This window comes from Xanthomonas sp. LF07-6 (assembly GCF_034105445.1).
Taxonomy (GTDB): domain Bacteria; phylum Pseudomonadota; class Gammaproteobacteria; order Xanthomonadales; family Xanthomonadaceae; genus Xanthomonas_A; species Xanthomonas_A sontii.
Window position 1 is genome coordinate 38,650 of sequence record NZ_JAXGGI010000007.1, and the last position, 24,217, is coordinate 62,866.

At 70.2% G+C, this 24,217-nt stretch carries 25 protein-coding genes; 14 read left to right on the forward strand and 11 right to left on the reverse strand.

Annotation, left to right across the window (positions count from 1 at the left end; translation table 11 throughout):
- The first annotated feature begins 635 nt into the window (after positions 1-635).
- On the forward strand, positions 636-3,524 hold the full coding sequence (locus SLW56_RS12485; protein ID WP_267123241.1) for a TonB-dependent receptor: 2,889 nt from the start codon (positions 636-638) through the stop codon (positions 3,522-3,524).
- 278 nt (positions 3,525-3,802) lie between these two features.
- On the opposite strand, the gene SLW56_RS12490 is transcribed toward SLW56_RS12485, so the two are convergent.
- The 4 genes from SLW56_RS12490 to SLW56_RS12505 form a co-directional block, all read right to left on the reverse strand.
- Positions 3,803-4,570 carry an endonuclease/exonuclease/phosphatase family protein gene (locus SLW56_RS12490; RefSeq protein WP_152237554.1) on the reverse strand — a complete coding sequence of 256 codons (768 nt, stop codon included), beginning with the start codon at positions 4,568-4,570 and terminating at the stop codon, positions 3,803-3,805.
- A gap of 25 nt (positions 4,571-4,595) precedes the next feature.
- Entirely contained in the window at positions 4,596-5,447 is an 852-nt protein-coding gene (locus SLW56_RS12495) for a thiol:disulfide interchange protein DsbA/DsbL (protein WP_320694930.1), read from the reverse strand.
- Between the two features lie 105 nt (positions 5,448-5,552).
- On the reverse strand, positions 5,553-6,194 hold the full coding sequence (locus SLW56_RS12500; protein WP_017910536.1) for a thiol:disulfide interchange protein DsbA/DsbL: 642 nt from the start codon (positions 6,192-6,194) through the stop codon (positions 5,553-5,555).
- An 86-nt stretch (positions 6,195-6,280) separates the two neighbouring features.
- Complete coding sequence (locus SLW56_RS12505) at positions 6,281-7,102, reverse strand: c-type cytochrome (protein WP_026143360.1); 822 nt, start codon at positions 7,100-7,102, stop codon at positions 6,281-6,283.
- Positions 7,103-7,230: 128 nt separating this feature from the next.
- On the opposite strand from SLW56_RS12505, the gene yihA reads away from it, so the two are divergent.
- On the forward strand, positions 7,231-7,854 hold the full coding sequence (yihA, locus tag SLW56_RS12510; RefSeq protein WP_295928363.1) for a ribosome biogenesis GTP-binding protein YihA/YsxC: 624 nt from the start codon (positions 7,231-7,233) through the stop codon (positions 7,852-7,854).
- A gap of 149 nt (positions 7,855-8,003) precedes the next feature.
- On the opposite strand, the gene SLW56_RS12515 is transcribed toward yihA, so the two are convergent.
- The 3 genes from SLW56_RS12515 to SLW56_RS12525 form a co-directional block, all read right to left on the reverse strand.
- Positions 8,004-8,996 carry an MBL fold metallo-hydrolase gene (locus SLW56_RS12515; RefSeq protein WP_153750675.1) on the reverse strand — a complete coding sequence of 331 codons (993 nt, stop codon included), beginning with the start codon at positions 8,994-8,996 and terminating at the stop codon, positions 8,004-8,006.
- Between the two features lie 105 nt (positions 8,997-9,101).
- A complete protein-coding gene (locus SLW56_RS12520) occupies positions 9,102-9,932 on the reverse strand; it encodes a helix-turn-helix transcriptional regulator (protein WP_320694931.1) in 831 nt (276 codons plus the stop codon).
- A gap of 36 nt (positions 9,933-9,968) precedes the next feature.
- Positions 9,969-10,664: a VIT family protein gene (locus tag SLW56_RS12525; protein ID WP_153750678.1), complete on the reverse strand. Its 696-nt coding sequence runs from the start codon at positions 10,662-10,664 to the stop codon at positions 9,969-9,971.
- Positions 10,665-10,886: 222 nt separating this feature from the next.
- Here SLW56_RS12525 and SLW56_RS12530 point away from each other — a divergent pair, with 222 nt between their 5' ends.
- From SLW56_RS12530 to SLW56_RS12550, 5 genes are all read left to right on the forward strand, one after another.
- A complete protein-coding gene (locus tag SLW56_RS12530; RefSeq protein WP_017908643.1) occupies positions 10,887-12,251 on the forward strand; it encodes a glutamate--cysteine ligase in 1,365 nt (454 codons plus the stop codon).
- 32 nt (positions 12,252-12,283) lie between these two features.
- Entirely contained in the window at positions 12,284-12,673 is a 390-nt protein-coding gene (locus SLW56_RS12535; RefSeq protein WP_267124865.1) for a hypothetical protein, read from the forward strand.
- 438 nt (positions 12,674-13,111) lie between these two features.
- A complete protein-coding gene (locus SLW56_RS12540; RefSeq protein ID WP_017908640.1) occupies positions 13,112-13,462 on the forward strand; it encodes a hypothetical protein in 351 nt (116 codons plus the stop codon).
- An 80-nt stretch (positions 13,463-13,542) separates the two neighbouring features.
- Complete coding sequence (locus tag SLW56_RS12545) at positions 13,543-13,815, forward strand: hypothetical protein (RefSeq protein ID WP_320694932.1); 273 nt, start codon at positions 13,543-13,545, stop codon at positions 13,813-13,815.
- 74 nt (positions 13,816-13,889) lie between these two features.
- On the forward strand, positions 13,890-14,273 hold the full coding sequence (locus tag SLW56_RS12550) for a YbjQ family protein (protein WP_152180951.1): 384 nt from the start codon (positions 13,890-13,892) through the stop codon (positions 14,271-14,273).
- 37 nt (positions 14,274-14,310) lie between these two features.
- On the opposite strand, the gene SLW56_RS12555 is transcribed toward SLW56_RS12550, so the two are convergent.
- Positions 14,311-15,822, reverse strand: a complete 1,512-nt coding sequence (locus SLW56_RS12555; protein ID WP_320694933.1) for an ATP-binding protein — start codon at positions 15,820-15,822, stop codon at positions 14,311-14,313.
- The gene (locus tag SLW56_RS12560) at positions 15,819-16,535 is read right to left on the reverse strand and encodes a response regulator transcription factor (protein WP_026143454.1); all 717 of its coding nucleotides are present in this window, start codon (positions 16,533-16,535) and stop codon (positions 15,819-15,821) included. Before SLW56_RS12560 ends, SLW56_RS12555 begins: the two co-directional genes overlap by 4 nt.
- 318 nt (positions 16,536-16,853) lie before the next feature.
- Here SLW56_RS12560 and SLW56_RS12565 point away from each other — a divergent pair, with 318 nt between their 5' ends.
- The 5 genes from SLW56_RS12565 to SLW56_RS12585 all read left to right on the forward strand — a co-directional run bounded on the left by SLW56_RS12565 (position 16,854) and on the right by SLW56_RS12585 (position 20,302).
- Positions 16,854-17,129, forward strand: a complete 276-nt coding sequence (locus tag SLW56_RS12565) for a metal/formaldehyde-sensitive transcriptional repressor (protein ID WP_017908003.1) — start codon at positions 16,854-16,856, stop codon at positions 17,127-17,129.
- Between the two features lie 40 nt (positions 17,130-17,169).
- Entirely contained in the window at positions 17,170-18,279 is a 1,110-nt protein-coding gene (locus tag SLW56_RS12570) for an S-(hydroxymethyl)glutathione dehydrogenase/class III alcohol dehydrogenase (RefSeq protein WP_017912530.1), read from the forward strand.
- Between the two features lie 71 nt (positions 18,280-18,350).
- Positions 18,351-18,923 carry an S-(hydroxymethyl)glutathione synthase gene (gfa, locus tag SLW56_RS12575; RefSeq protein ID WP_026143453.1) on the forward strand — a complete coding sequence of 191 codons (573 nt, stop codon included), beginning with the start codon at positions 18,351-18,353 and terminating at the stop codon, positions 18,921-18,923.
- Positions 18,924-19,013: 90 nt separating this feature from the next.
- Positions 19,014-19,844: an S-formylglutathione hydrolase gene (gene fghA, locus SLW56_RS12580; RefSeq protein WP_267103732.1), complete on the forward strand. Its 831-nt coding sequence runs from the start codon at positions 19,014-19,016 to the stop codon at positions 19,842-19,844.
- Between the two features lie 329 nt (positions 19,845-20,173).
- Positions 20,174-20,302 carry a hypothetical protein gene (locus SLW56_RS12585; protein ID WP_017908007.1) on the forward strand — a complete coding sequence of 43 codons (129 nt, stop codon included), beginning with the start codon at positions 20,174-20,176 and terminating at the stop codon, positions 20,300-20,302.
- Positions 20,303-20,528: 226 nt separating this feature from the next.
- Here SLW56_RS12585 and SLW56_RS12590 read toward each other — a convergent pair whose 3' ends face one another.
- Positions 20,529-21,938 carry a PLP-dependent aminotransferase family protein gene (locus tag SLW56_RS12590; RefSeq protein WP_152237852.1) on the reverse strand — a complete coding sequence of 470 codons (1,410 nt, stop codon included), beginning with the start codon at positions 21,936-21,938 and terminating at the stop codon, positions 20,529-20,531.
- A 112-nt stretch (positions 21,939-22,050) separates the two neighbouring features.
- Here SLW56_RS12590 and SLW56_RS12595 point away from each other — a divergent pair, with 112 nt between their 5' ends.
- Together SLW56_RS12595 and SLW56_RS12600 are read left to right on the forward strand one after the other, a co-directional pair.
- On the forward strand, positions 22,051-22,836 hold the full coding sequence (locus SLW56_RS12595; protein WP_320694965.1) for a PhzF family phenazine biosynthesis protein: 786 nt from the start codon (positions 22,051-22,053) through the stop codon (positions 22,834-22,836).
- Entirely contained in the window at positions 22,833-23,744 is a 912-nt protein-coding gene (locus tag SLW56_RS12600) for a DMT family transporter (protein WP_152237850.1), read from the forward strand. The genes SLW56_RS12595 and SLW56_RS12600 overlap by 4 nt, the downstream gene beginning before the upstream one ends.
- A gap of 54 nt (positions 23,745-23,798) precedes the next feature.
- On the opposite strand, the gene SLW56_RS12605 is transcribed toward SLW56_RS12600, so the two are convergent.
- A complete protein-coding gene (locus SLW56_RS12605; RefSeq protein ID WP_017913202.1) occupies positions 23,799-24,137 on the reverse strand; it encodes a hypothetical protein in 339 nt (112 codons plus the stop codon).
- Positions 24,138-24,217: the final 80 nt, after the last annotated feature.

Below are 24,217 nucleotides of genomic sequence, written 5' to 3' on the forward strand. Positions count from 1 at the left end.
GCGCTGCCCCGCAGCGTTCGCAGATTGGCATCGCACGCTGGGCCGGCATCCGGGGGCGGGCATGGGCGGATGAGGTGCAGGTGCAGCTTCGTACGTCTGAAGTCCGCGAGTCGCTTCGCGCCGTACCCTCACCCCAACCCCTCTCCCGGCGGGAGAGGGGCTTGGCTTCTCGCTTTTTCCATTGGGAGAAGGTGCCCCGCAGAGGCGGATGAGGGCACGGGCGAAGCCTCTGATCGCAAGATCGGTGCGGGCGCTTCGCGCTCCTTACCCTCACCCCAACCCCTCTCCCGGTGGGAGAGGGCTTAGGCGTTTCCCTTCTCCCATTGGGGGAAGGTGCCCCGCAGGGGCGGATGAGGGTACGGGCGAAGCCTCTGATCGCCAGATCGCGCGGGCGCTTCGCGCTCCGTACCCTCACCCCAACCCCTCTCCCGAGGGGAGAGGGGCTTAGGTCTCGCGCTGCTTGACGATGTCTTGCGCATCCGGTGTCTACCAGATCGACCAGTCGTCGCGATGGCCCGCGCTTTGCCTGCCGGATGCTTGCACGGCGTTTACGATTTGTTTACAAAGAATTCCATGCCGTCGCGGTGCAGGGGGTCGCAGCGGCCGACCCACATCCTTTCTGGAGAGAGAGACGGATGAATTTCCTGCACCGCCATCCTTTGGTCTTCGCGGTATCCATGGTCCTGCTCGGCGGCGTCCCCGCCACCGCCGGCGCCCAGCAACAGACGCCCCCGGCCGCTCCCGGCACGGCCACCACGCTGGACAGCGTGCAGGTCACCGGCACCCGCATCCGCCGTGCCGAAGTCGAGGGCCAGGTGCCGGTGCAGACCCTGAGCCGCGCCGACATCGAACGCACCGGCCTGACCTCCATCGGCGATGTGCTGCAGGAACTCACCGCCTCCGGCTCGGCCTTGAACGCCAAGTTCAACTCCTCCGGCAATTTCGGCTTCCCGCCGGACGGCAGCGGCGTCGGTGCCGGTTCGGCGCAGGTGGATCTGCGCCACCTGGGCGCCAAGCGCGTGCTGGTGCTGGTCGACGGCATGCGCTGGGTCAACGAGTCCTCGGCCTCGGGCGTGGGCGCGGCCACCGATCTCAACACCATCCCGCTGGCCATCGTCGAACGCGTCGAGGTGCTGGAGGACGGCGCGTCCTCGCTGTACGGATCCGATGCCATCGCCGGCGTGGTCAACATCATCACCCGGCGCAATTTCGAAGGCGGCCAGGTCACCCTGAACTACGGCGAGTACGACAAGGGCGACGGCGCCAGCAAGGGCGTGGACCTCGCCTGGGGCCACAGCACCGAACGTACCAGCCTGTTCCTCGGCGCCAGCTATACCAAGCAGGATCCGATCTACGCGCGCGACCGCGCGCAGTCGCTGTATCCGATTCCCGGCACCGGCCTGAGCTTCGGCAGCTCGGCCACCCCGGACGGGCGTTTCATCTTCGTCGATCCCAATACCGGCGCCGAGCAGAACCTGACCCCGAACAGCGGCGCGCGCACGCCGCGTTACGACGGCACCGGCGGCTGCACCCGCAGCGACGACTACCACTGCTTCACCACCGCCGACCGCTACAACTTCGCCGCGTCCAACCTGCTGCTGACCCCGTCGGAGCGCAAGGGCGTGTTCGGCCAGTTCCGCTTCTTCTTCAACGACGACGTGCAGTGGTACCTGAAGCTGCTCGGCAACCGCCGCGAGTCGACCAACCAGGCCGCACCGGAACCGATCTTCCTCGGGCCCGACGCCGGCACCGGCAATCCGCTGGCCGACAACATCGTCATCTCCGCCGCCAACCCGTACAACCCGTTCGGCTTCGCGCTGGATTCGGGCAGCAATCTGATCATGATCGGGCGCCGCCCGGTGGAAGGCGGTGCGCGCGTGTTCGAGCAGCGCGTGGACACCCAGTACGTCGGCACCGGCTTCATCGGCAGCTTCGAGGGCGCCGACCGCACCTGGTTCTGGGACGTCAACGGCGCCTACAGCAAGAACAAGGCCGAGCAGACCAACTACGGCAGCTACAACATCTACAACATCAACCTGGCGCTGGGCGATCCGGCGGCGTGCGCGGCGGTGGCCGGCTGCGTGCCGCTGAACATCTTCGGCGGCGCCGGCAGCATCACCCCGGACATGCTGCGCTGGATCCAGCCGGTGGTGCACGACCGCAGTCAGAACGAATTGACCCAGTTCACCGCCAACCTCAGCAGCGACCTGTTCCGGCTGCCGGCCGGCGCGGTGTCCTTCGCCACCGGCGTGGAGTACCGCAAGTACGAGGGCTTCTACCGCCCCGATCCGCTGACCGTGATCGGCCACTACAACGGTGTGCCGTCGCTGCCGACGCAGGGCAGCTACGACGTCAAGGAGGCCTACCTCGAACTGAGCGTGCCGATCTTCGCCGACTCGCCGCTGGGCGACAAACTGGACCTCAGCCTGGCCGGCCGTTATTCCGACTACTCCACCTTCGGCGGCAAGTTCACCCCGAAGTACGGCCTGCGCTGGCAGGTGGCGCCGGACTTCGTGCTGCGCGCCAGCTATGCCGAAGGCTTCCGCGCGCCCAGCATCGGCGAACTGTACGGCTCGGCCGCGCGCGCCGACCTGACCCTGTCCGATCCCTGCTCGATCGGCCTGGGCGGCACCGCGCCGCGCGGCAGCGCCAGCAACTGCGCCACGCTCGGCGTGCCGGCCGGCTACCAGCAGGCCAACTCGCAGATCTCGGTGACCACCGGCGGCAACCGCGCGCTGGAGCCGGAGAAGGCGCGCAGCTTCAGCGCCGGCTTCGTCTGGAGCCCGTGGTTCGCCAGCAACGTGCCGTGGTCGGACCGCTTCGACGTGGAGGTGACCTTCTACCGCCACGACATCGACGGCGCGATCCAGGCGATCAACGCGCAGACCCAGCTCGACCTGTGCGTGGACACGCTGTCGCCGACCTACTGCAACGGCATCACCCGCGCCTCCACCGGCGGCATCAACGGCTTCAACAACCGCTTGACCAACCTCGGCTCGATCAAGACCGACGGCTGGGACGTGGACCTGTTCTGGAACTCGCCGGAGACCGCCGCCGGCCGCTTCAAGATCGGCTGGCAGAACACCTTCGTCACCCGTTACGTCGCCACCGGCGCGGCCGGCCAGGTGCAGCCGCAGCGCCCGGGCGTGGAAGTGGTGGACAGCTCGATTCCCGAGTGGACCAGCAACCTGAGCCTGGACTGGTCGCGCGGCCGCTGGAATGCGTCGTGGACGCTGCGGCACATCTCCGAGCTGACCGAACAGTGCGGCGATGCGGTCGCGTTCCCGGTGTGCAGCAACCCGGTGGCCGGCACCAACACGCTGGACGCGATCACCTACCACGACCTGCAGGTGGGCTACCGCTTCGACTGGCTCAAGGGCCTGACCCTCAGCGGCGGCGTCAACAACGTCTTCGACAAGGACCCGCCGATCTGCCTGTCGTGCTCGCTCAACGGCTACGACGCCTCCACCTATGGCATCCCCGGTGGGCGCTACCTGTACGTGCGGGCGGATCTGAAGTTCTAGTCGCGACCTGTGCGTGAAAGACCTAGCGGGAGCGCGCGCGTGCTCTCGCAGGGTGTTGCCGATGCGGTGGGTAGAGAACAAGCCTTGATGCGGCTTGACTGCGGTGGCAGCAGGTTCGAGGTGCCTTTCTCGCGACGCACTTTCGCAAATGCGTCGCGGCTGAAGCCGTTTGCGTCTCGCTCGTGAAGTCGCTGAGCGCAGGGTCTGCCGAGCACGTCTGGCGCGTCGCGTCGGGGCTGAAGCCCCTCCCACATGAGATGCCGGTGTGGCGCTTTGTCTCAGCGCAGCAAGTGTTGGGGCACTTCGATTTCGGTGGCCACGGCGAGATGGTCGGAAAAGGCGGCGGGCACCGCACGCTGCGCGTTGCAGCGCAGGCCGTCGCTGACCAGGATGTGGTCGATGGCGCGCTGCGGGCGCCAGCTGGGGAAGGTCGGCACCACGCAGCCCGGCGGTTGCAGCCGCGTGCGCTGGTACAGGAACTGCATTTCCGGGCGGTCGGCGACGCAGTTGAAGTCGCCCATCAACACCACGTTGGGATGATCGGACAGCAACTCGGCGATGAAGGCCAACTGCGCCGCGCGCGAGTTGGCGCCCAGCGACAGATGCGCCACCGCCACCGCCAGGCCTTCGGCGCCGTTGCCGAACTTGGCCAGCAGCACGCCGCGCCCGCCAAGCCGGCCGGGCAGGGCGTGGTCCTGGACTTCCACCGGCTCCAGCCGGCTGAGCAGGCCGTTGGCGCTGGAGGCCACGCCGCCCACGCGTCGGTTCGGCTGGTGGCTCCAGTAGTTGAAGCCGGCGCGCTCGGCCAGGTAGTGGGTCTGGTTGGTGAAGCCCGAGCGCAGGCTGCCGGGGTCGGCCTCCTGCAGGCCGACGATGTCGTGGTCGCTGGCCAACTGCGCGATCGCGTCCAGGCTGCTGCGCTTGCGCCCGGCCGGCAGCGCGTGCGACCAGCTGCGGGTCACGTAGTCGCTGTAGCGGCGCGTGCTGGAACCGGCCTGGATGTTGGCGGTCAGCACGCGCAGGGTGCGGGTGGCGGGAGCGGTCACGGCGGTGCGGCCCGGGGCGGACGGCTTACTTGGCCATCGCCGCGCGCTCGCGCGCGATCAGGTGATCGGCCACGCGAAGTATGTCGTCGTAGCTCTTGCCCTTGACCAGGTACTTGCCGTTGATGATCAGCGACGGCGTGCCGGTGATGCCGCTACGGGTGGCGAACTGCTTGGCGCGGTTGGTCTTGGTGGCCACCGCGAAGCTGCCCATGGTGTCGGCGAACTGCTTCGGGTCCACGCCGTACTTGGCGTAGAAGTTGGCGATGTCTTGCACCGAGTCGCGGCCGCGCTCGCCCTTCAGGGTCTCGTCGACGTGGATCGCCTTGTACAGCGCCTCGTGGGTCTTCTCCTGCACGCCCAGCGCCTCGGCTGCGTAGAACGCGCGGGCGTAGTCGTCCCAGGTACCGCCGAACATCGCCGGCACATAGACGAAGCGCACGTCCGACGGCAGGCCGGCCTTCCACGGGCCGATCAGCGGCTGGAAGCGCGCGCAGGCCGGGCAGACGTAGCCGAAGATCTCGGCCACCTCGATCTTGCCGTTGGTCGGCTGGAACGGCTGGCCGCCGGCGATGTCGACGTAGTCGGTGCCGGCAACCGGCTCTGGGCCGTTCGGGGTCTTGGCGGCGACCGGCTTGGCGGCGGCGTTGTCGCCTTCCGTGGCGGCAGGCTGTGCAGCGGCATCGGCGGTGGTGGCCGCGGGCGCGGCCGGCGTCTCGGCGGGCGCAGCGGCGGCATCGTTGCCGGCGGCGGGCGCGGCAGCCGGGGCGGCAGCGGTGCCGGAGGCAGGGGCGACGGCGTCGGCAGTGCCGTCCTGGGCCTTGCATGCCACCAGGATCGGCAGCAGGGCCATCAGGGTCAGGGCGAAGCGGGTCTTCATCGGCGACATCTCCAGCAGGATGGGGGACAAATGCCGGACGCGCCGCAAGCGCGGTCCGGCCACCCCGTCATGATGCCATGGCGCGGATGAAGCGCCGTACGCCGATTACTTGCCTGCGCGCTCGCGGGCGATCAACGCGTCGGCGATGCGCAGCATGTCCTCGAAGTTCTTGCCCTTGACCAGGTACTTGCCGTTGACGATCAGCGCCGGGGTGCCGGAGATGTCGGCGCGCACGGCGAAATCGCGCGCGGCCTTCACCTGCGCAGCGACCTGCGGGCTCTGGTAGGCGGCGATGAAGGCCTGCGGCTTGACCCCGAAGCCGGCGTAGAAGGTGGCCAGTTCCTCCGGCGCCACGTTCTGCACCGGCACGCTGCGCTTGTCGTGGATGGCCTCGAACATGGCGCGGTGGCTGCGGCTCTGCACGCCCAACTGCTGCGCGGCATAGAAGGCGCTGGCGAAGTTGTCCCAGTAGCCTCCGAACGCCGCCGGCACCAGGGTCAGGCGCACGTCCTTGGCCTGCTTGCCCGCCCATTCCTCCAGCAGCGGCTCGAAGTGCGCGCAATGCGGGCAGGTATAGCCGAACACTTCCACCACCTCGATCTTGCCGGCCAGCGGCGCGAACGGCTTGGGATTGGCGATCAGCGTGTAGTCCTCCCCTTCCACCGCGGTGGCGGACTTGGGTTGCGCACAGGCGCTCAACGGCAGCAGGGCGAGCAGGCACAACAGCAGGCGGGGCAGACGGTTCATGCGATCTCCAATGGCAAAAAACGAACGCCGGTCGTCGGGACCGGCGCGAAGGGGAAACGGGCCGGCGCCGCCGCGGCGGCGCGCGGTCAGGATTGTTGCGCGGGCGCCGGCTGCTGTGGCGTCGCCGCGGCCGGTGCCGCCTGCGCGGCGGCCGCGTCGTCGGCGCGGTCGTGCAGGCCCTGCAGGTAGCTGCCCAGCGCCTTGATCTCCTGGTCGGTCAGCGGCTTGGCCACCTGCGCCATGATCTTGAACATCGTCGGATCGCGCTCCTGGGTGGTGCCGGCCTGGTATTCCTGCAGGCGCCGCGCCACGTAATCGGCGTGCTGGCCACCCAGATGCGGATAGGCCGGACCCGGATTGCCGGCGCCGGCCGGGCCGTGGCAGGCCATGCACGCGGGAATGCCGCGGGTCGCGTCGCCGCCGCGATACAGCTGCTGGCCGACCTCGTAGAACTTCATGCCCGCGTAGGGACCGTCGGCGATCACCGCGTCGTCGGCGATGCCGGCGCCGGCCTTCTGCGTGGCGAAGTAGGCGCCGATGTCGCGCATGTCCTGCGCGCTCAGCGGCTGCACGAACGGCACCATCGCCGCGACCGCGCCGCTGGTGCGCTCGCCGTGGGCGATCAGCGCCATCTGCCGCGCGCTGTAGCGCTCCACCTGGCCTGCGATGCGCGGATACATGGCGATCGCGGGGTTGCCGTCCGCGCCGTGGCAGGCGGCGCAGGCCGCGGCCTTGGCCTGGCCGGCCTTGGGGTCGCCCCAGGCGGCCTTGCCGATGTCGCCCTCCAGCGGCGTGGTGCGCACCGGCGCGTGGTCGGGAATGGGAACCACCGAGGTCTGCGCGAACGCGACCGCGGCGGCGACGGAAACCGCTAGACCGGCAAAGGCAAGAACGCGAGCGTGGCGCATTGCTGAAGCTCCGTATGACCCGACCCCGCGGCTGCCGGACGGCGACCGCACTCGCGCGATTATCGGCATGCCGCGGCCCGGCGGTCAACGAAGCCCGCCCGGGGCCCTGGACGTGCGATCCTAGGGGGATGTCGCTGATCCTCGAACGTGCCCACTATCTGTTGTCCGCCCACAATGCCCGCCAGTTGCCGGACGACGGCGGCTGGGAAGTGGCCTTCGCCGGCCGCTCCAACGCCGGCAAGTCCAGCGCGCTGAACGCGCTGACCCGGCAGAACGCCCTGGCCCGCGTGTCCAAGACGCCCGGCCGCACCCAGCAGTTGGTGTTCTTCCAGGTCCAGCCCGAGCGCTACCTGGTGGACCTGCCCGGTTACGGCTACGCCAAGGTGCCGCAGGAACTGCAGGCGCACTGGCAGAAGTTCATCGACACCTATTTCCGCACGCGCGAGGCCCTGCGCGGGCTGGTGGTGGTGATGGATATCCGTCATCCGCTGAAGGACTACGACCGGCAGATGCTGGGCTACGCCGCCCAGCGCGGGCTGCCCGCGCATGCGTTGCTGACCAAGGCCGACAAGCTCGGCCGCGGCCAGCAGGGGCAGGTGCTGCAGCAGGTACGCAAGGAGCTGACCAGTGCGTTCGGCGACACCGTCAGCGTGCAGGCCTTCTCCGGCGAGAGCCGCCAGGGCGTGGACGAAGCACGCGGCATCGTCGGCCGCTGGCTGGGGTTGGAGACGGAGCCGACTGCCGCGGAGTGAGCGGGGCGGCGCTGGCGCCCAAGCTCCGCGAGACGCTTCGCGCCGGACCCTCACCCCAACCCCTCTCCCGGGGGGGAGAGGGGCTAGCCGCTGTTCCTTCTCCGATTGGGAGAAGGTGCCCCGCAGTGCCGGATGAGGGTACGGGCCAATCAAGGCGCCGCCGGCAACGGCGAGAATTCGGTCGGCACCCAGGCGAATGCCTGGCCCTCGCGACGCACGTGGCCCAGTCCCGGGAACGGCAGATGCGCGCCGGCTACCCACCAGCCGTGGTCCGCGGCCTGCGCCAGCATGCGCTTGCGCGCGGCGATCGCCGCGGCGCGGTCGCTGTCGGCCTCGAACGACGCCTGCGGCTGCGCGAACTGCACCGCGTGGTAGTGCACCAGATCGCCCCACACCAGCAGTTGCTGCCCCGCACCACCGTCGAAGCGGTACGACACGTGCCCGGGCGTGTGTCCGTGGGTATCCAGCGCCACCGCGCCGCCGGGCAGCGCATCGCCGGGGCGGAAACGGCGCAGCCGCTGCGCGGCCTGGTAGGGCGCCACCGCCGCCCGCGCCAGCGGGAAGGCGAAGCGCAGTGCCTGCGGCGCCCCGGCCTCGCTGGCCGGGTCCAGCCAGTACGCCGCGTCGGCGGCGCTCAGCCACACCGTCGCCTTGGGATAGGCGGGCTGGCCCTGTGCGTCCAGCAGGCCGCACAGGTGATCGGGATGGGCGTGGGTCAGCAGCACGTCGTCGACCTGCTCTGGCGCATAGCCGGCCGCGCGCAGGTTGGCCAGCACCTGGCCGAGGCCAGGGCCGAAACAGGTCGCGGTGCCGGTATCGACCAGGGTGAGGTGCGTGCCGTCCTGGATCAGATAAGCGTTGACCGCGGTCTGCAGGCCCTTGTCGTTCTCCGGCACATAGCGGTGGTCGAGCAGGCGTGCGATCGCCTCCGGCGGAATGTTCGCCAGTTCCGCGCGCGACAGCGCCACGGTGCCGTCGAACAGGGCGGTGACCCGCAAGCGGCCGATCGCCTGGCGATAGACGCCGGGCACCTGCGTCTGGGCGCTGGCCGGCGCGGCGGCATGAGCGGGTGATGGCAGCGTCAGCGCCGCGCTGGCGCTCATGGCCAGCGCGCACAACGCGCGCAACGGGAACACGGACATGGGATTTCCTGGCAGAGCGGCGTGCGCCGCGGTAACGGCATGCTGCGCCGGCGCCGCTGCGCGATTCGCTCATTCCGCTGCGCGCGGCGCTCACGCCGCCGTGGATCAGTTGCCGATGCTGGCAGGATCCAGGCCATAGCGCTGCTGGAAGCGCTGGCTGAAGCTGCGCACCGAGCGGTAACCGGCGTGCGCGGCGACCGTCTTCAATGGCCAGCGCGTGGTGTACAGCAGTTGCATCGCGTGCGCCAGGCGCGCATCGGTGAGCAGTTCGCGCAACGATGTGCGTTCGCCGGCCAGGTGCCGGCGCAGGGTCGCGCCGCTGAAGCCCAGGCGCTCCTCGATGTCGCGCGAACGCCAGTCGCGTTGTGGCTGCGCGGCGATCAGATCGCGCACCTGCGCGGCCACGCTCGGCGCCGGCGGCAGCAGCAGGCCGCCGTGGCCTTGCCGACACAGCGCCACCACCAGGGCCGCCAGCGCCAGCCGCGCCTCGGTGTAGCGGCCGTCCTGCAGCGCCTGCCGCCATTGCAGCAGGGTGCTGCCGAACTCCTCGGCGCGCAGACGCGCCAGTTCCGCGCCGGCGGCGGGCAGCGGCTCGTTCCACAGCACGCGTGCCGCGCTCAGCGCTTCCTCGCACAGCGGCACCAGCACGCTCAGGTACAGGCCGCTGTGCGGATCCGGGATGTTGACCACATCGATGCGGCAGCGCCGCGTCACCAGGAACAGATCGCCCGGTACGAAGTCCAGGGCCTGTGTCGCGGTGCGCACCTGCTTGCGTCCCTGCAGCAGGATCGCCAGGTGCGGCTGCGGGATCTCCACCGAGCGCGCGCCATGTTCGCGGCGCGCGCTGATGCAGGCGTAGCCCTCAGCCTGCGTGCAGTCGGCCAGGCTGGCCAGGCGCGCCAGCAGCAAAGCGTCGGGGGAAGTCGTGTCGGCCATGGCCGGTGATGCTAGCGCAGCGGCGGTCGCGTCCGCTCAGACATGCACGCCGAACACATGGCCGATCGCGCCGCTGGCGAGCATCGCCGCCGCGCCCCAGAACACCACCCGCACCGCGCCGCGCAGGCCCGAGGCGCCGCCGGCACGCGCGGCCAGCGCGCCGGTCAGCGACAGGCCGATCAGGGTCGCCGCGCCGGTCACCCACAGTTGCCGGCCGTCCGGCGCCAGCCAGGCGGCCACGATCGGCAGTGCGGCGCCGGAGCAGAACGCGGCCGCCGATGCGGCCGCCGCCTGCAGCGGACGTGCGCGCAGGCTCTCGGTGATGCCGAGTTCGTCGCGCGCGTGCGCGCCCAGCGCATCGTGCGCGGTCAACTGCTCGGCGACCTGGCGGGCCAGGCCGGGGTCCAGCCCGCGCTGGCGATAGATCGCGGTGAGTTCGTCCAGTTCGCTCTGCGGGTCCTCGTGCAGCTCGCGGCGTTCCAGCGCCAGGTCGGCGCGCTCGGTGTCGGCCTGCGATTGCACCGACACGTATTCGCCGGCGGCCATCGACATCGCGCCGGCGACCAGGCCGGCGATGCCGGTGGTCAGCACCGTGGCCGCCGACGCGCCGCTGCTGGCGACGCCGACCACCAGGCCGGCCACGGACAGGATGCCGTCGTTGGCGCCGAGCACGGCCGCGCGCAGCCAGCCGGCGCGGTCGGTGCGATGGCGTTCGGAGTGGGTCGGGCGCATGGCGCTGCCTGCGGCGGAGCGGGAAGGAGACCGCAGCCTAGCCGAGCCGGCGCCGCGAACGCTTGCTGCGTCTCACTCTCGACGCCGTCAGCGGCGCGGTCATGGAATGCTGCAGTGCCGCCGGTAGCGACGCGGGCCGCGCCCCCGGCACGCTATAGTGCGGGCCTTGCGATGGCAGGGGATGGTCCCCACATCGCCTCACCCGCCGTGCGAGTCCTGCCCTTGTCGAGCCCCAGCCACGTTGCCGAGACGCCGATCACCGACCGTGCCGAACTGGTCGAGGTGCTTGCCTCCGGAGAAAAACCCGAAGCGCAGTGGCGCATCGGCACCGAGCACGAGAAGTTCGGCTTCCGGCTGGACGATCTGCGGCCGCCGACCTTCGACGGCGAGCGCGGCATCGAGGCCTTGCTGCTGGGCCTGACCCGCTTCGGCTGGGCGCCGGTGCGCGAGGCCGGGCACACCATCGCCCTGCTGCGCGATGGCGCCTCGGTGACGCTGGAGCCGGCCGGCCAGCTGGAACTGTCCGGCGCGCCGCTGCCGACCATCCACGACACCTGCGTGGAAGTGGGTAGCCACCTCAACGAGGTCAAGCAGGTCGCCGACGAACTGGGCCTGGGTTTCCTCGGCATGGGCTTCCAGCCGAAGTGGCGCCGCGACGAGATGCCGTGGATGCCCAAGGGCCGCTACCAGATCATGAAGCGCTACATGCCCAAGGTCGGTTCGCTCGGCCTGGACATGATGACCCGCACCTGCACGGTGCAGGTCAACCTGGATTACGCCAGCGAAGCGGACATGATCAGGAAGTTCCGCGTGTCGCTGGCGCTGCAGCCGATCGCCACCGCGCTGTTCGCCGACTCGCCGTTCGCCGAGGGCAAGCCCAACGGCTACCTCAGCTACCGCTCGCATATCTGGACCGACACCGACGCCGACCGCACCGGCATGCTCGACTTCGTGTTCGAGGACGGCTTCGGCTACGAGCGCTACGTCGACTATCTGCTCGACGTGCCGATGTACTTCTCCTACCGCGATGGCACCTACATCGACGCCAGCGGGCAGAGCTTCCGCGATTTCCTGCAGGGCAAGTTGCCGGCGTTGCCCGGTGCGTTGCCGACGCTGCGCGACTGGTCCGACCACATGACCACCGCGTTCCCGGAAGTGCGCCTGAAGAAGTACCTGGAAATGCGCGGCGCCGACGCCGGTCCGTGGGGCCGGTTGTGCGCGCTGTCGGCGTTCTGGGTCGGCCTGCTGTACGACGATGCGGCGCTGGGCGCGGCCTGGGACCTGGTCAAGGATTTCAGCCTGGTCGAACGCCACGCGCTGCGCGACGGCGTGCCGAAGCAGGCGCTGAAGCTGCCGTTCCGCAACGGCACCGTGCAGGACCTGGCTGCCGAGGCGGTGAAGATCGCCCTGTCCGGCCTGCGCCGGCGCGCGCGCCTGAACCGCGACGGACAGGACGAATCGCGCTTCCTCGAACCGCTGGTGGAAATCCTGCATGGCGGCGAGACCGCGGCCGAGCGCAAGCTGGCGCTGTACCACGGCGCCTGGCAGGGCGACATCGACCACGTGTTCCGCGAGTTCGCGTACTGAGTGCAGCGGCGCGTCCGCAGGCCAGCAGAACGATGACCGCGATCGGTGACATGGCGGGCCTATTCCAGGACGAGCCGAGCAGATGGGGCGGCCGTGGCGATCCGTATCTGTGGGAAGAGATGGCGTCGACCCTGGCCGGCGCGCCGTTGCCGGCGACGGCCACGCAGTGCGAGGCACTGCTCGCCGACACCTTCGCGCGCCTGGTCGGCACGGCGCTGGACGACGCATCCGTCGAGTCGGTCTTCGTGCCGCGCCTCAGCCATGGCGGCATGTCCTCGGGATACGTCAGCCTGGTGTTCTGGCGGGCGACCGCACTGCCGCTGTTGCTGTCGCGTCATGCCGACGCTGTGGCGCAGCGACATGCGGATGCCATAGCGCCGCAAACGCCGCCATGGTGGCGACGGTTATGGCCTTTGCGCTAGACACCTCGCCGCCGCCCATCCGCGCCCTGGTCGCGTCCCGGGCCGGGCGGCCGCGCGCCGATGGAGTGCGGCTGTACGCCGCCACTGACCTGACCGAACGCCATGCGGCCTTCTAGGTCGCGCGCTGCCTGCCGCGCCATGTGCTGATCGGCGACGACAGCGGCGGCCAAGGCGTGCTGGTTGCGTTGGCCGGACCGGCGTATCCCTCTTTCTCTGCGATCTGGGCGCCGTGGCCGAGGCAGAGCGCGTGCCGCTTGCGGCGTCGTTGCCGGAATGGATGGCGGCGGGAAGCCCGCTTTTGCCATAGTCGGCCGGCGGCTGGCTTACCCAATGTAGGCTGGTGTCACGTGCACTATGCGTGGCGGGGCAATGCCGTCGCTATCGCGATCCGAGCGAGAGGCGCTTGTGGTGCCGGAGAGAGCGTCATTGGGGGGATGCATGAAACTGAAGATCGTTGGTGTGGTGTTGCTCGTTGCCTTTGCCGTTTCCGCCTGCGGTCTGCAGGAGCAGGCCGATGCCAAGTTCGGCGACCAGCATTTCAAGACGGTGGTGTCGTTGGTTGAACTGTACAAGCTGCGTACCGGGTCTTATCCCGCGTCGCTGGCCGACCTCACCTTCACCGGTGATTGGGATCAGATCGCCATTGCGTCGGTCCACTACCGGAAGCTGGACGAGGGCTACGAACTCGATCTTGTACGGGGATGGGTGGGGCGCCCGGATCTGCACTATCCCCCGGCGTTCTGGAAAGGGCTTGGCCTGCGCAAATCCAATCTCAAGCACGCGCCGTGATGGCACCAGGCACGTCTTCGCGAGCGGTCGTAGAGCGCACGAGCGTTCGACAGCGTCTTTTCGAACGCATTGCGCTTGTGATGGCGTCGCTCGGCTGCATGGCATCCGCGTATGCGACCAGCCAATGCCCCGCCGACTTTGGTCCCAAGGATCCGCTCATCGATCTGCTCGGATGGGCGGTGGTCGCCAGCGGCGTGGTGCTGGGCGGCTGGCTGTGCGTGCACGTGGTGCGGCGTTCGCGCGGGCTGCGCCGATGGCGGGTGGCGGTCGTGCTGGCCGGCGTCGTGGCGATGCTGCTGCTATGGGGTGGCGGCCTGGTGCTGGCGATTGCGTGGTTCTTCATGCGGTGCTAACACTGCCGGCCTCGGTGCGTGCGCGCCGGGTCCGCGGTCCGCGGAGCCACGGGCCACGCCAGCAGGGCACACCGATGACCGATCCGTACAATTCCTCGCCGCCGCGCGCGGCGGTCTCGCCACTGAACGATGCGATGGTGACCACCGCGCTGGAGCTTCCCGGCTACCGGATCGTGCGCAATCTGGGCATCGTGCGCGGCATCACCGTGCGCTCGCGCTCCATCGTCGGCAATTTCCTCGGCGGGCTGCAGACGCTGTTCGGCGGCAACATCACCATCTATACCGAGCTATGCGAGCAGGCGCGCCTTGAGACGTACCGGGACATGCTGCAGCACGCGCGGCAGATGGGCGGCAACGCCATCGTCGCGGTGCGCTACGACGCCACCGAGCTGATGGCCGGCCTGACCGAAGTGCTGTGCTATGGCACGGCCGTGGTCGTCGAGCCGAACCAGCGCTGAGTCGATCGACGTGCGGCGGAACGGCGGCGCGCCCGGCTCAGCCGCCGACCGCCTGGCACGGCAGCCGCACGCTGACCCGCAGGCCGCCCTCGGGGCGGTTGTCCAGGGCGATCTGGCCGCCATGCGCCAGCACGATGCTGTGCGCCACCGACAGGCCCAGGCCGATGCCGCCGGTATCGCGGTTGCGCGAGTTCTCGCCGCGGAAGAACGGCAGGAACAGCTTCTCGCGCTGTGCGGGATCGATGCCGGGGCCGTCGTCGTCGATCCACAGCACGCATTCGCCGTCCTCGTGACGCAGCTGCAGGCGTGCGCGCTTGCCATATTTCAGCGCGTTCTCCACCAGGTTCATCACCATGCGCCGCAGCGACAGCGGGTCGCCGTCGAGGGTGATGGCGTCGCCGAGCAGCAGCACCACGTCGGCTCCGGTGTCGCTGGCGTCGTCGACCACACTTTCCACCAGTAGGCGGAAATCCAGCGGCGAGCGGGTGCCGCGGCGGCTGTCGTTGTGGATGAAGTCCAGCGCCGCGGAGATCATCGCCTTCATCTCGTCGATGTCGGCCATGGTCTTCTCGCGTAGCGGCGGCTGCAGGGTCTCCAGGCGGAACGCCAGTCGCGCCAACGGCGTGCGCAGGTCGTGGGCGATCGCCGCGACCATGTGCGTGCGCTCGTTGATCAGCCGGTTCAGGCGCGCCTGCATCGCGTTGAAGGAATCGGCCGCCTGCACGATCTCGCTGGGGCCGCTGCGCCGCAGCGGCTGCGCGTCGGGATTGCGGCCGAGCTGGTCGGCGGCCTCGGCGAAGCGCCGGATCGGCGCCGACAGCGCCCGTGAGAACCACCAGGCCAGCGGCAGCATCGCCAGCATGCCGACCAGGAACAGCATCACCACCTGGGTCTTGAATTCGTTGGAGAACCGTCGTGGCGGCGACATCACGCTGCGCCAGTGCCCGTCGGGCTGGCGCAGGGCTGCGGTGAAGCCGTCCAGCAGCGGTACCGCCGGGGCGAAGCCACGCTCGCGCCACCCCACGGCGCGCATGGTCGCGCCGAAGGCGCCATTGCGCGGTGCCTCGCCCGGCGCAGGAGGCGGTTCCGGTGGCGGCGGTTGCTGCGCGGTGGCTGGGGGCGCCACCTCCGCGGGTGCGGGGACGTCGTCGTCGGACGCCATGGCATGCGGCGGCGGCGGCGGGCGTTCGCCCAGGCGCAGGCGCAGGCGTTCCAGGCGGCCGTCGCTGTTGCGGTAGAAGCGCACCTGGTCCGGCGCCACTTCCAGCCAGTGCGCCATCAGCCGTTCCACGTTGCGGTCGCGCACCTGGTCGCGCGCCGGCAGCGGCGCATGGGCGGTGTCCTGCACCTTGAGGGTCTGGGTGCCGGCCGGCATGCGCGTGCTGAGCAGGGCGATCACCTCCGGCGGGTGCACCGGCATCTCGTAGACCGGCGTGCGCAGCACCAGGGCGATGCCGATCAGCTGCGCGGTGAGCAGCGCCACCACCAGCAGCAGGAAGGCGCGGGCGAAGATCGGCACGCCGCGGCGGGCGCGCGTGGGCCCGCTCACAGGCGGGCGACGCTCGGCAGCAGCATGTAGCCCTCGTTGCGCACGGTGCGGATCAGTTCGGTCTGCACGCGCTCGTTGATCTTGCGGCGCAGGCGGCTGATCTGGCTGTCGATGGCGCGGTCGTAGACCTCGGTATCGCGGCCGCGCGCGTAGTCGAGCAACTGGTCGCGGCTGAGCACGCGCTGCGGATGCTCGACGAAGGTGCGCAGCAGCGCGAATTCGCCGTCGGAGAGATTGATGAAGATGCCGGTGGGATCGCGCAGATCGCGGCGGATCACGTCCAGCCGCCAGCCGGCGAACTCGTAGACGTTGCCGCGCGCTTCCGGCGGCAGCGTCGCCGCCTGGCTGCGCCGCAGCAGGGCGCGCACCCGCGCCAGCAGCTCGCGCGGATTGCACGGCTTGGCCAGGTAGTCGTCGGCGCCGACTTCCAGGCCGATGATGCGGTCGGTGTCGCTGCCCAGCGCGCTGAGCATGATCACCGCCGGCGCGCCGCGCTCGCTGGCGAGCTGGCGGGCGGCGCTGAGGCCGTCCTCGCCGGGCATCATCACGTCCAGGATCACCAGGTCCGGCTGGCGCTCGGCCATCCGCAGGCGCATCTCCGCCACGGTCTCGGCGGTGTCCACCTGATAGCCGTGGTCGCTCAGGAACTCGCTGATGAGTCGGCGCAGATCCGGATCGTCGTCGACGACCAGAATGAAGGATTTCATGTCCACGATCTTGAAGGGCGGCCACACGGGGATTCGCCCAGTCTAGACGTGGCCGCGGCTGCCTGGAACTGGGGGCGGGCAGGGACGTGGCCACCGGCACCGGGGCCCGCGCATGAACGCATGGCCATCATAGGCAGCACCGGCGGCGCGAACATGGCGGTTTCGTGTCCTGGGCCGACACGCATTGCCATGCGCCGGCACCCGCGCGGCGGGGCGTCCGGCCGCGCCCGGGTCGGCCAGGATGGGTGGAGTAACGGCGCGGGCGTTTTCTTTTTCCGATGGCAGGAATACTATCCCCCAGTATAGTTCCCGAGTCCCCGCCACATGCCGCACGCCCCGCACGAAAAGAAGCGCGTCCTCGCCCGCATCCGCCGCCTGCGCGGCCAGACCGAGGCGTTGGAACGCGCGCTGGAGGAGGGGACGGACTGCGCTGCTGTGCTGCAGCAAATCGCCGCCATCCGCGGCGCGGTCAACGGCCTGATGTCGGAAGTGATGCAGGCGCATGTCCGCGATGAATTCGGCCATGCCGCCACCTCCGATGCGCAGCGCGCCGCGCGCGTGCGCGAGATGGCCATGCTGGTCCGCTCCTACCTCAAATGATCCCCACCCCACGCCCATTCCGTCAGCCAGGAGAAATCGCATGAAGTCCCGAGCCGCCGTCGCTTTCGAAGCAGGCAAACCGCTGCAGATCGTGGAGATCGATGTCGAACCGCCGCGCCAGGGCGAAGTGCTGGTGCGCATCACCCATACCGGCGTGTGCCATACCGACGCGTTCACGCTGTCCGGCGACGATCCGGAAGGCATTTTCCCGGCGGTGCTCGGCCATGAGGGCGGCGGCATCGTCGAGGCGGTGGGCGAGGGTGTGACCAGCGTCAAGGTCGGCGACCACGTGATCCCGCTGTACACGGCCGAGTGCCGCAAGTGCAAGTTCTGCCTGTCCGGCAAGACCAACCTGTGCCAGGCGGTGCGCGCCACCCAGGGCAAGGGCCTGATGCCCGACGGCACCACCCGCTTCTCCTACAACGGCCAGCCGATCTACCACTACATGGGCTGCAGCACCTTCAGCGAGTACACGGTGGTGCCGGAGATCTCGCTGGCCGTGGTCAATCCCGAGGCGCCGCTGGAGAAGGTGTGCCTGCTCGGCTGCGGCGTCACCACCGGCATCGGTGCGGTGCACAACACGGCCAAGGTGAAGGAAGGCGACAGCGTCGCGGTGTTCGGCCTCGGCGGCATCGGCCTGGCGGTGATCCAGGGCGCTGTGCAGGCCAAGGCCGGGCGCATCCTGGCCATCGACACCAATCCGGGCAAGTTCGAGCTGGCGCGCAGCATGGGCGCCACCGACTGCATCAACCCCAAGGACTACAGCAAGCCGATCCAGGAAGTCATCGTCGAACTGACCGACGGCGGCGTGGACTTCAGTTTCGAGTGCATCGGCAACGTGCACGTGATGCGCTCGGCGCTGGAGTGCTGCCACAAGGGCTGGGGCGAGAGCGTCATCATCGGCGTGGCCGGCGCCGGTCAGGAAATCAGCACGCGCCCGTTCCAGCTGGTCACCGGCCGCGTCTGGCGCGGCAGCGCCTTCGGCGGGGTCAAGGGCCGCACCCAGCTGCCGGGCATGGTGGAGCAGGCGATGCACGGCGAGATCGACCTCGATCCGTTCATCACCCACACCCTGCCGCTGGACGAGATCAACGAAGCCTTCCACCTGATGCACGAGGGCAAGTCGATCCGCACCGTCATCCACTTCTGACCGCAGGTCAGTCCGGCGCGCGGCCGTTTCCGCGCATTGCAGCGACACAACGAACCCGGGAAGGGGGCAAGATGAGTACTGTGACGATTCATCCGTCGGTGGATGCCGGCGTGCGTGCCGGCGCGGAGCATTTCCAGGGCGGTACCCTGGAATGCCATTGCGCCAGCGACAAGGTGGTGGTGGAAGTGGGCGCGCAGACCGCGCACAACCACGCCTGTGGCTGTACCAAGTGCTGGAAGCCGAAGGGCGCGACCTTCTCGGTGGTGGCGGTGGTGGCGCGCGACAAGGTCAAGGTGACGGCGCACGAGGAGAAGCTGAAGGTGGTGGACGAGAGCGCGACCATCCGCCGTCACGCTTGCACCGGCTGCGGTGTGCACATGTACGGCCGCATCGAGAACACCGAGCATCCGTTCTACGGTCTGGATTTCGTGCATACGGAACTGTCGCCGCAGCAGGGCTGGTCGGCGCCGGGGTTCGCCGCCTTCGTGTCGTCGATCATCGAGAGCGGCACGCGTCCGGAGGCGATGGACGGGGTGCGCAACCGCCTGCGCGAACTGAAGCTGGAACCGTACGACTGCCTGTCGCCGCCGCTGATGGACGCGATCTCCACCCACGTGGCGCGCAAGAACGGCGTGCTGCACTGAAGCCCGCTGCCGCGCGCGTCGCCGGTCGACGCGTCGCGGCACCCCGCCTGCGGCCGGTCGCGGCCGCAGGCCCTCTTCCCGGAACTGCCCATGGAACGTATCGAACACCACGCCTGCTGCGGCGGCTGGCAGGACGTCTATCGCCACGACTCGGCTGTGCTCGGCTGCCCCATGCAGGTGGCCGTGTACCTGCCGCCGCAGGCCGAGCACACCACGCTGCCGGTGCTGTACTGGCTTAGCGGCCTGACCTGCACCGAGCAGAACTTCATCACCAAGGCCGGTGCGCAGCGCTATGCGGCCGAGCATGGCGTGATCCTGGTCGCGCCCGACACCAGCCCGCGCGGCGAGCAGGTCGCCGACGCCGAGGGCTACGACCTGGGCAAGGGCGCCGGCTTCTACGTCAACGCCACCCAGGCGCCGTGGGACGCGCACTACCGCATGTACGACTACGTGGTGCAGGAACTGCCGGCGCTGATCGAGGCGCAGTTCCCGCACAACGGCCGGCGCGCGATCAGCGGGCATTCGATGGGCGGCCACGGCGCCCTGGTGATCGCGCTGAAGAATCCCGGCCGCTACCGCAGCGTGTCGGCGTTCTCGCCGATCGTGGCGCCCACGCAGGTGCCGTGGGGCGAGAAGGCATTCACCGCCTACCTGGGCGAGGACCGCACGCAGTGGCAGGCCTACGACGCCAGCGTGCTGATCGGCAGTGCCAGCGAGCGCCTGCCGCTGCTGATCGACCAGGGGGGCGGCGACGAGTTCCTCGAGAAGCAGTTGCGCCCGCAGTTGCTGCAGGCCGCCGCCGAGGCCGCCGGCTACCCGCTGACCCTGCGCGTGCAGCCCGGCTACGACCACAGCTACTACTTCATCGGCAGCTTCATCGGCGAGCACATCGCATTCCACGCGCGCGCCCTGCAGGGCTGAGCGCGCTCCACCGGCGGCCGCGCGACGCGGCCCGCCGGGCAGGGGGCCGCGCGTTGCGCTGCCGATCGCAGCGTTCCCGCCTTGTCGTCCGTGGCCGTTCTGCGCGGTGGCAAGGCGGCCACAGGCGCGCGATGCATGCGAGGCTCGCCGAGCACACACATGACAGCCCGGTGACCGCCGCGGCCGCGACGTGGCCGGTCTCGTAAACAATCAGGTGCGCCGCACCGCCCGACCCGCGGTTGTGCGATCGCGTTCGCGCCTGCTGAGACCGGCGCTGGCTAGATTCCGCAGGGTTCGCCCTCGCCACGTCCCTGAATCGGAGCCGCGCCATGTCTTGCCGTCGCATCCTGCTGCTCCCCTGGCCGCGCTGGCGCAGCCCGCTCAGCCCCGTGGCGATGCTCGCCTGCACCCTGGTCGGCGCCTGCGTGGCGCTGGCGATCGGCGCGGCAACGCCGTAGCGCACGCCGCTCCTGGCTATCGTCGATCGCGGTCACGCCATTGCGTCGGATGCGGCCACCGCGGTCGTGTCGCATGCGGGGCGATCGCCGCGACCGGTCGGCGCGCATGTGGAGCTGCATGCATGGCGTCGCTCGGAGGCGGCGCAGGGTGCCTTGCAGCCGCGGTGCGAGCAAGCGCTGGGAGCGAACTTCGCATCGGGACCGCGGTGCGGCGCTGGACGCGGCGCTAGCGCGGCAGTCGCGCGGCCAGTTTGCCCAGCCGCCGCATTGCATCTTCCAGCGTCTCGCTCCACGGCTGCCCGCAGCTCAGCCGCAGGTGGTCGGCATAGTCGCCGCGGCTGGAGAACAGGTGCCCGGGCGAGGTGCCGATGCCCTCGGCGAGAGCGGCCTCGAACAGCGCCTGGCCGCTGCCGGCGTCGGCCAGTTGCAGCAACAGCGACAGGCCGCCGGCCGGGTCGCCGATGCGGGTGCCGGCCGGCCAGTGCCGCAGCACCGCCTCGCGCAGGCGCTGGCCGTTGTCGGCCAGGGTGCGGCGCAGCTTGCGCAGGTGCCGTTCCAGGTCGTGCCGCTGCAGGTAGTCGGCCAGGGCCAGTTGCGGCAGGCTGGCGCCGCCGATGGTGGAGAAGTACTTGGCGCGCACCAGCGCGTCGGTCCAGGCGCCACCGAGCAGCCAGCCCACGCGCAGGCCGGGCGCCAGCACCTTGGAGAAGGCGCCGCAGGTGATCACGTTGCCGTGCGTGTCGAAATGGCGCAGAGGCCGTGGGCGCTGCCCCGACCAGTCGAGTTCGCCGTAGATGTCGTCCTCGATCACCACCGTGCCGTGGCGCGCGCAACTGTCCAGCAGGGCGCGCTTGGCGGCATCTGGGGTGAGGCTGCCCAGCGGGTTGTTGAAGTTCGGCACCAGCACCGCGGCGCGCGCCGCGGTGCGCTGCAGCAGCGCGTCCAGGCGTGCGGCGTCGATGCCCTGGCCCGGACGGTTGGGCACTTCCAGCACCTTCAGCCGCAGCGCCGCCACCGCCTGCAGGATGCCGTGGTAGGTCGGGGTCTCGACCAGCACCACGTCGCCGGGCGCGGTGAGCGTGCGCAGGGCCAGGCTGATCGCCTCCATCGCGCCGGCGGTCACCACCACCTCGTCGGCGGCGACGGCGGTGGCGCAGTGCGCGTAACGCTGCGCGATCTGCCGGCGCAGCGCGGCATGGCCTTGCGGCGGTGCGTAGTCGAGCGCGGCGCTGCGCTGGCGGCGTAATTGTCGCGCCAGCGCGCTGGCCAGATGCGCGCCGGGCAGCAGCGCCGCCGCCGGCGTGGCAGTGTGCAGCGGCACCAGGTCAGAGCGCGCGAGCATGTCCAGCACGCCCTGCAGCGCCGGATTGGCGACCGTGCCCGGCGCGCGCCGCCGCGATGGGCCGGCAGCGGCCGGCTGCGGTGTCGCGGCGGCGCGCACGAAGTAGCCCGAGCGCGGCCGCGCCTGCACCCGGCCTTCGCGTTCCAGTTGCAGGCAGGCCTGTACCGCGGTGGCGGCGCTGATGCCGTGGCCGGCGGCCAGTTGCCGGATCGACGGCAGGCGCTCGCCGGCGCGCAGCGTGCCCTGCGCGATCTGTTCGCGCAGCTGGCTGGCGAGGGCTTCGTACAGGCGCATGCGGCGGCCTCATCTGTATCGGTCGATTTGCAGCGTATCTGACTCTGTGCTGGTCGCCCACCCCGGCGCACACTGGCCGCGTCCTTCCCCATTCCCGAGGCCGCGCGTGCAACTGCCGCTGTCCATCGTCGATGCCTTCACCACGGTGCGGTTCCGCGGCAACCCGGCCGCGGTGGTGCCGCTGCAGGCGTGGTTGCCGGACGCGCTGATGCAGGCCATCGCCAGCGAGAACAATCTGTCGGAGACCGCGTTCTTCGTGCGCGAGGCCGATGGCGCGTTCGCGATCCGTTGGTTCTCGCCGCTGCGCGAAGTGGGGTTCTGCGGCCATGCCACCTTGGCCAGCGCTTTCGTTGTCGCCACCCAGGGCCTGGCGCCGCTGCCGTTGCGGTTCCGTGCCGCGGCGGTCGGCGAACTGGGGGTGGACCGCGAGGCCGACGGGCGCTTCGTCCTGCGCTTTCCGAACCAGGCGCCGGCCGCGCTGGCGGCGGTGCCGCAGGCACTCGCGCAGGCGTTGTCGATCGCGCCGCAGGCGGCGTACCGCAACGACCAGGCCTACATTGCCGTGTACGCGGACGAAGACCAGGTGCGCGCGGTGGTGCCGGACCTGGCGCGGATGCTGGCGCTGGCACCGCGCGATGTCGCGGTCACTGCGCCCGGGCGCGAGCACGATTTCGTCTCGCGTTATTTCTGGCCGGCCAACGGCGGCGTCGAGGATCCGGTGACCGGCTCGATCCACGCCGCGCTGGCGCCGCTGTGGGCGCAGCGCCTGGGCAAGTGCGACCTGCGTGCGTGGCAGGCGTCTGCGCGCGGCGGCGAACTGGAGTGCCGGGTGCTGCCGGACCACGTGCAGGTGCGTGGCGCGGCGGTGCAGTACCTGCACGGGAGCATCGCGCTGTGAGCGCCGCCGTCGCGACATCCGCGGGCGCGTCCCGGCGGGCACTGTGGCAGTTGCTGCTGGCCGAGGTGCTGATCGGTTCGGTCGGCGTGTTCGTGCACGAGAGCGGCCAGGATCCGGTGACCGCGGTGTTCTACCGCTGCCTGTTCGGCGCGCTGTTCCTGACCGTGTGCGGCCTGCTCGGCGGGCAGTTGCGCGGCCTCTGGCGCGAGCGCGCGCTGTTGCGCGACGCGGCGCTCAGTGGCGTGTTGCTGGTGCTCAACTGGGTGGCGCTGTTCGCCGGCATGGCGCGTTCGTCGATCGGCGTGGCGACCATGGTCTACCACGTGTTCCCGTTCGTCATGCTGATCCTGGCGGCGTTGCTGCAGGGCGAGCGCAGCCGCCGTTCCGACCTGGGCTGGACCCTGCTGGCTTTCGTCGGCGTGGCCTGTTCGGCGGACCCGCTGCGGCTGTGGTCCAGCGCCGACCGCGGCTACCTGGGCGGGATCGCGTTGACCCTGCTGGGCGCGCTGCTGTGCGGCGCGTCGTTGCTGATGTCGCGGCGGATCAGTCGCGAGCGGCCGCTGGCGGTGGTGACCGTGCAGTGCTGGGTCGGTGCGGCGATGCTGGCCGGCTTCTCCAGCGGCGCCGCGTTGCACCCGGGTCGCCACTGGTTCTGGCTGATCGGCCTGGGGGTGATCCACAGCGGCGTGGTGTACGTGCTGTTCTACAGCGCCTACCGGCACCTGCACGTGGCGGCGATCGCGGTGGTCGCCTTCGTCTACCCGCTGGTGACGCTGCTGCTGGACTACCTGCTGTACGGCCACCGGCTGGTGCCGGTGCAGTGGCTGGGCCTGGCGCTGATCGTGCTGGGGACGCTGGCGGTCAATCTGCGCTGGTCCTGGCCGCGCCGGGCGGTGGTGGCGTCCTAGCAGCGGCGCAGCAGACGCATCGGCCACCGCAGCGCGGCGGCCGTGCCGTTCGGCTCAGCGCACGTCGCGCAGTTCCCAGCCGCTGCCGGCGAGCAGGCGCAGGCGCTGCTTGAGGATGTCGCCGGGGATGCTGGTGGTGGCGGACAGGTCGATGCGCAGATCGTCCTGGCGGCCGGTCACCCGTGCTGCCGGATCGGTCACGCCCAGCGCCGGATCGACCTCGTCCGGCTCCGGCTGCATGGCGCGCCAGCGCTCGAACCAGGCCGGGTCGCTGAGGGCGGCCTGCAGCTGTTCGGCGAAGGCGTCGGCGCCGTGCGCGGAGAAGCTCAGCGACGGGTTGCTGCCGCGGGCACGGGCGGGATCGGGCAGGCTGATCGAGTAGGTGACGGCCATGGGCATCTCTTGTGGGCGGTACGAAGCGGCGCAGCCTAGCAGAGCCGGCGGCGACCCGCCGTCGACGCGGCCAGCGGGCG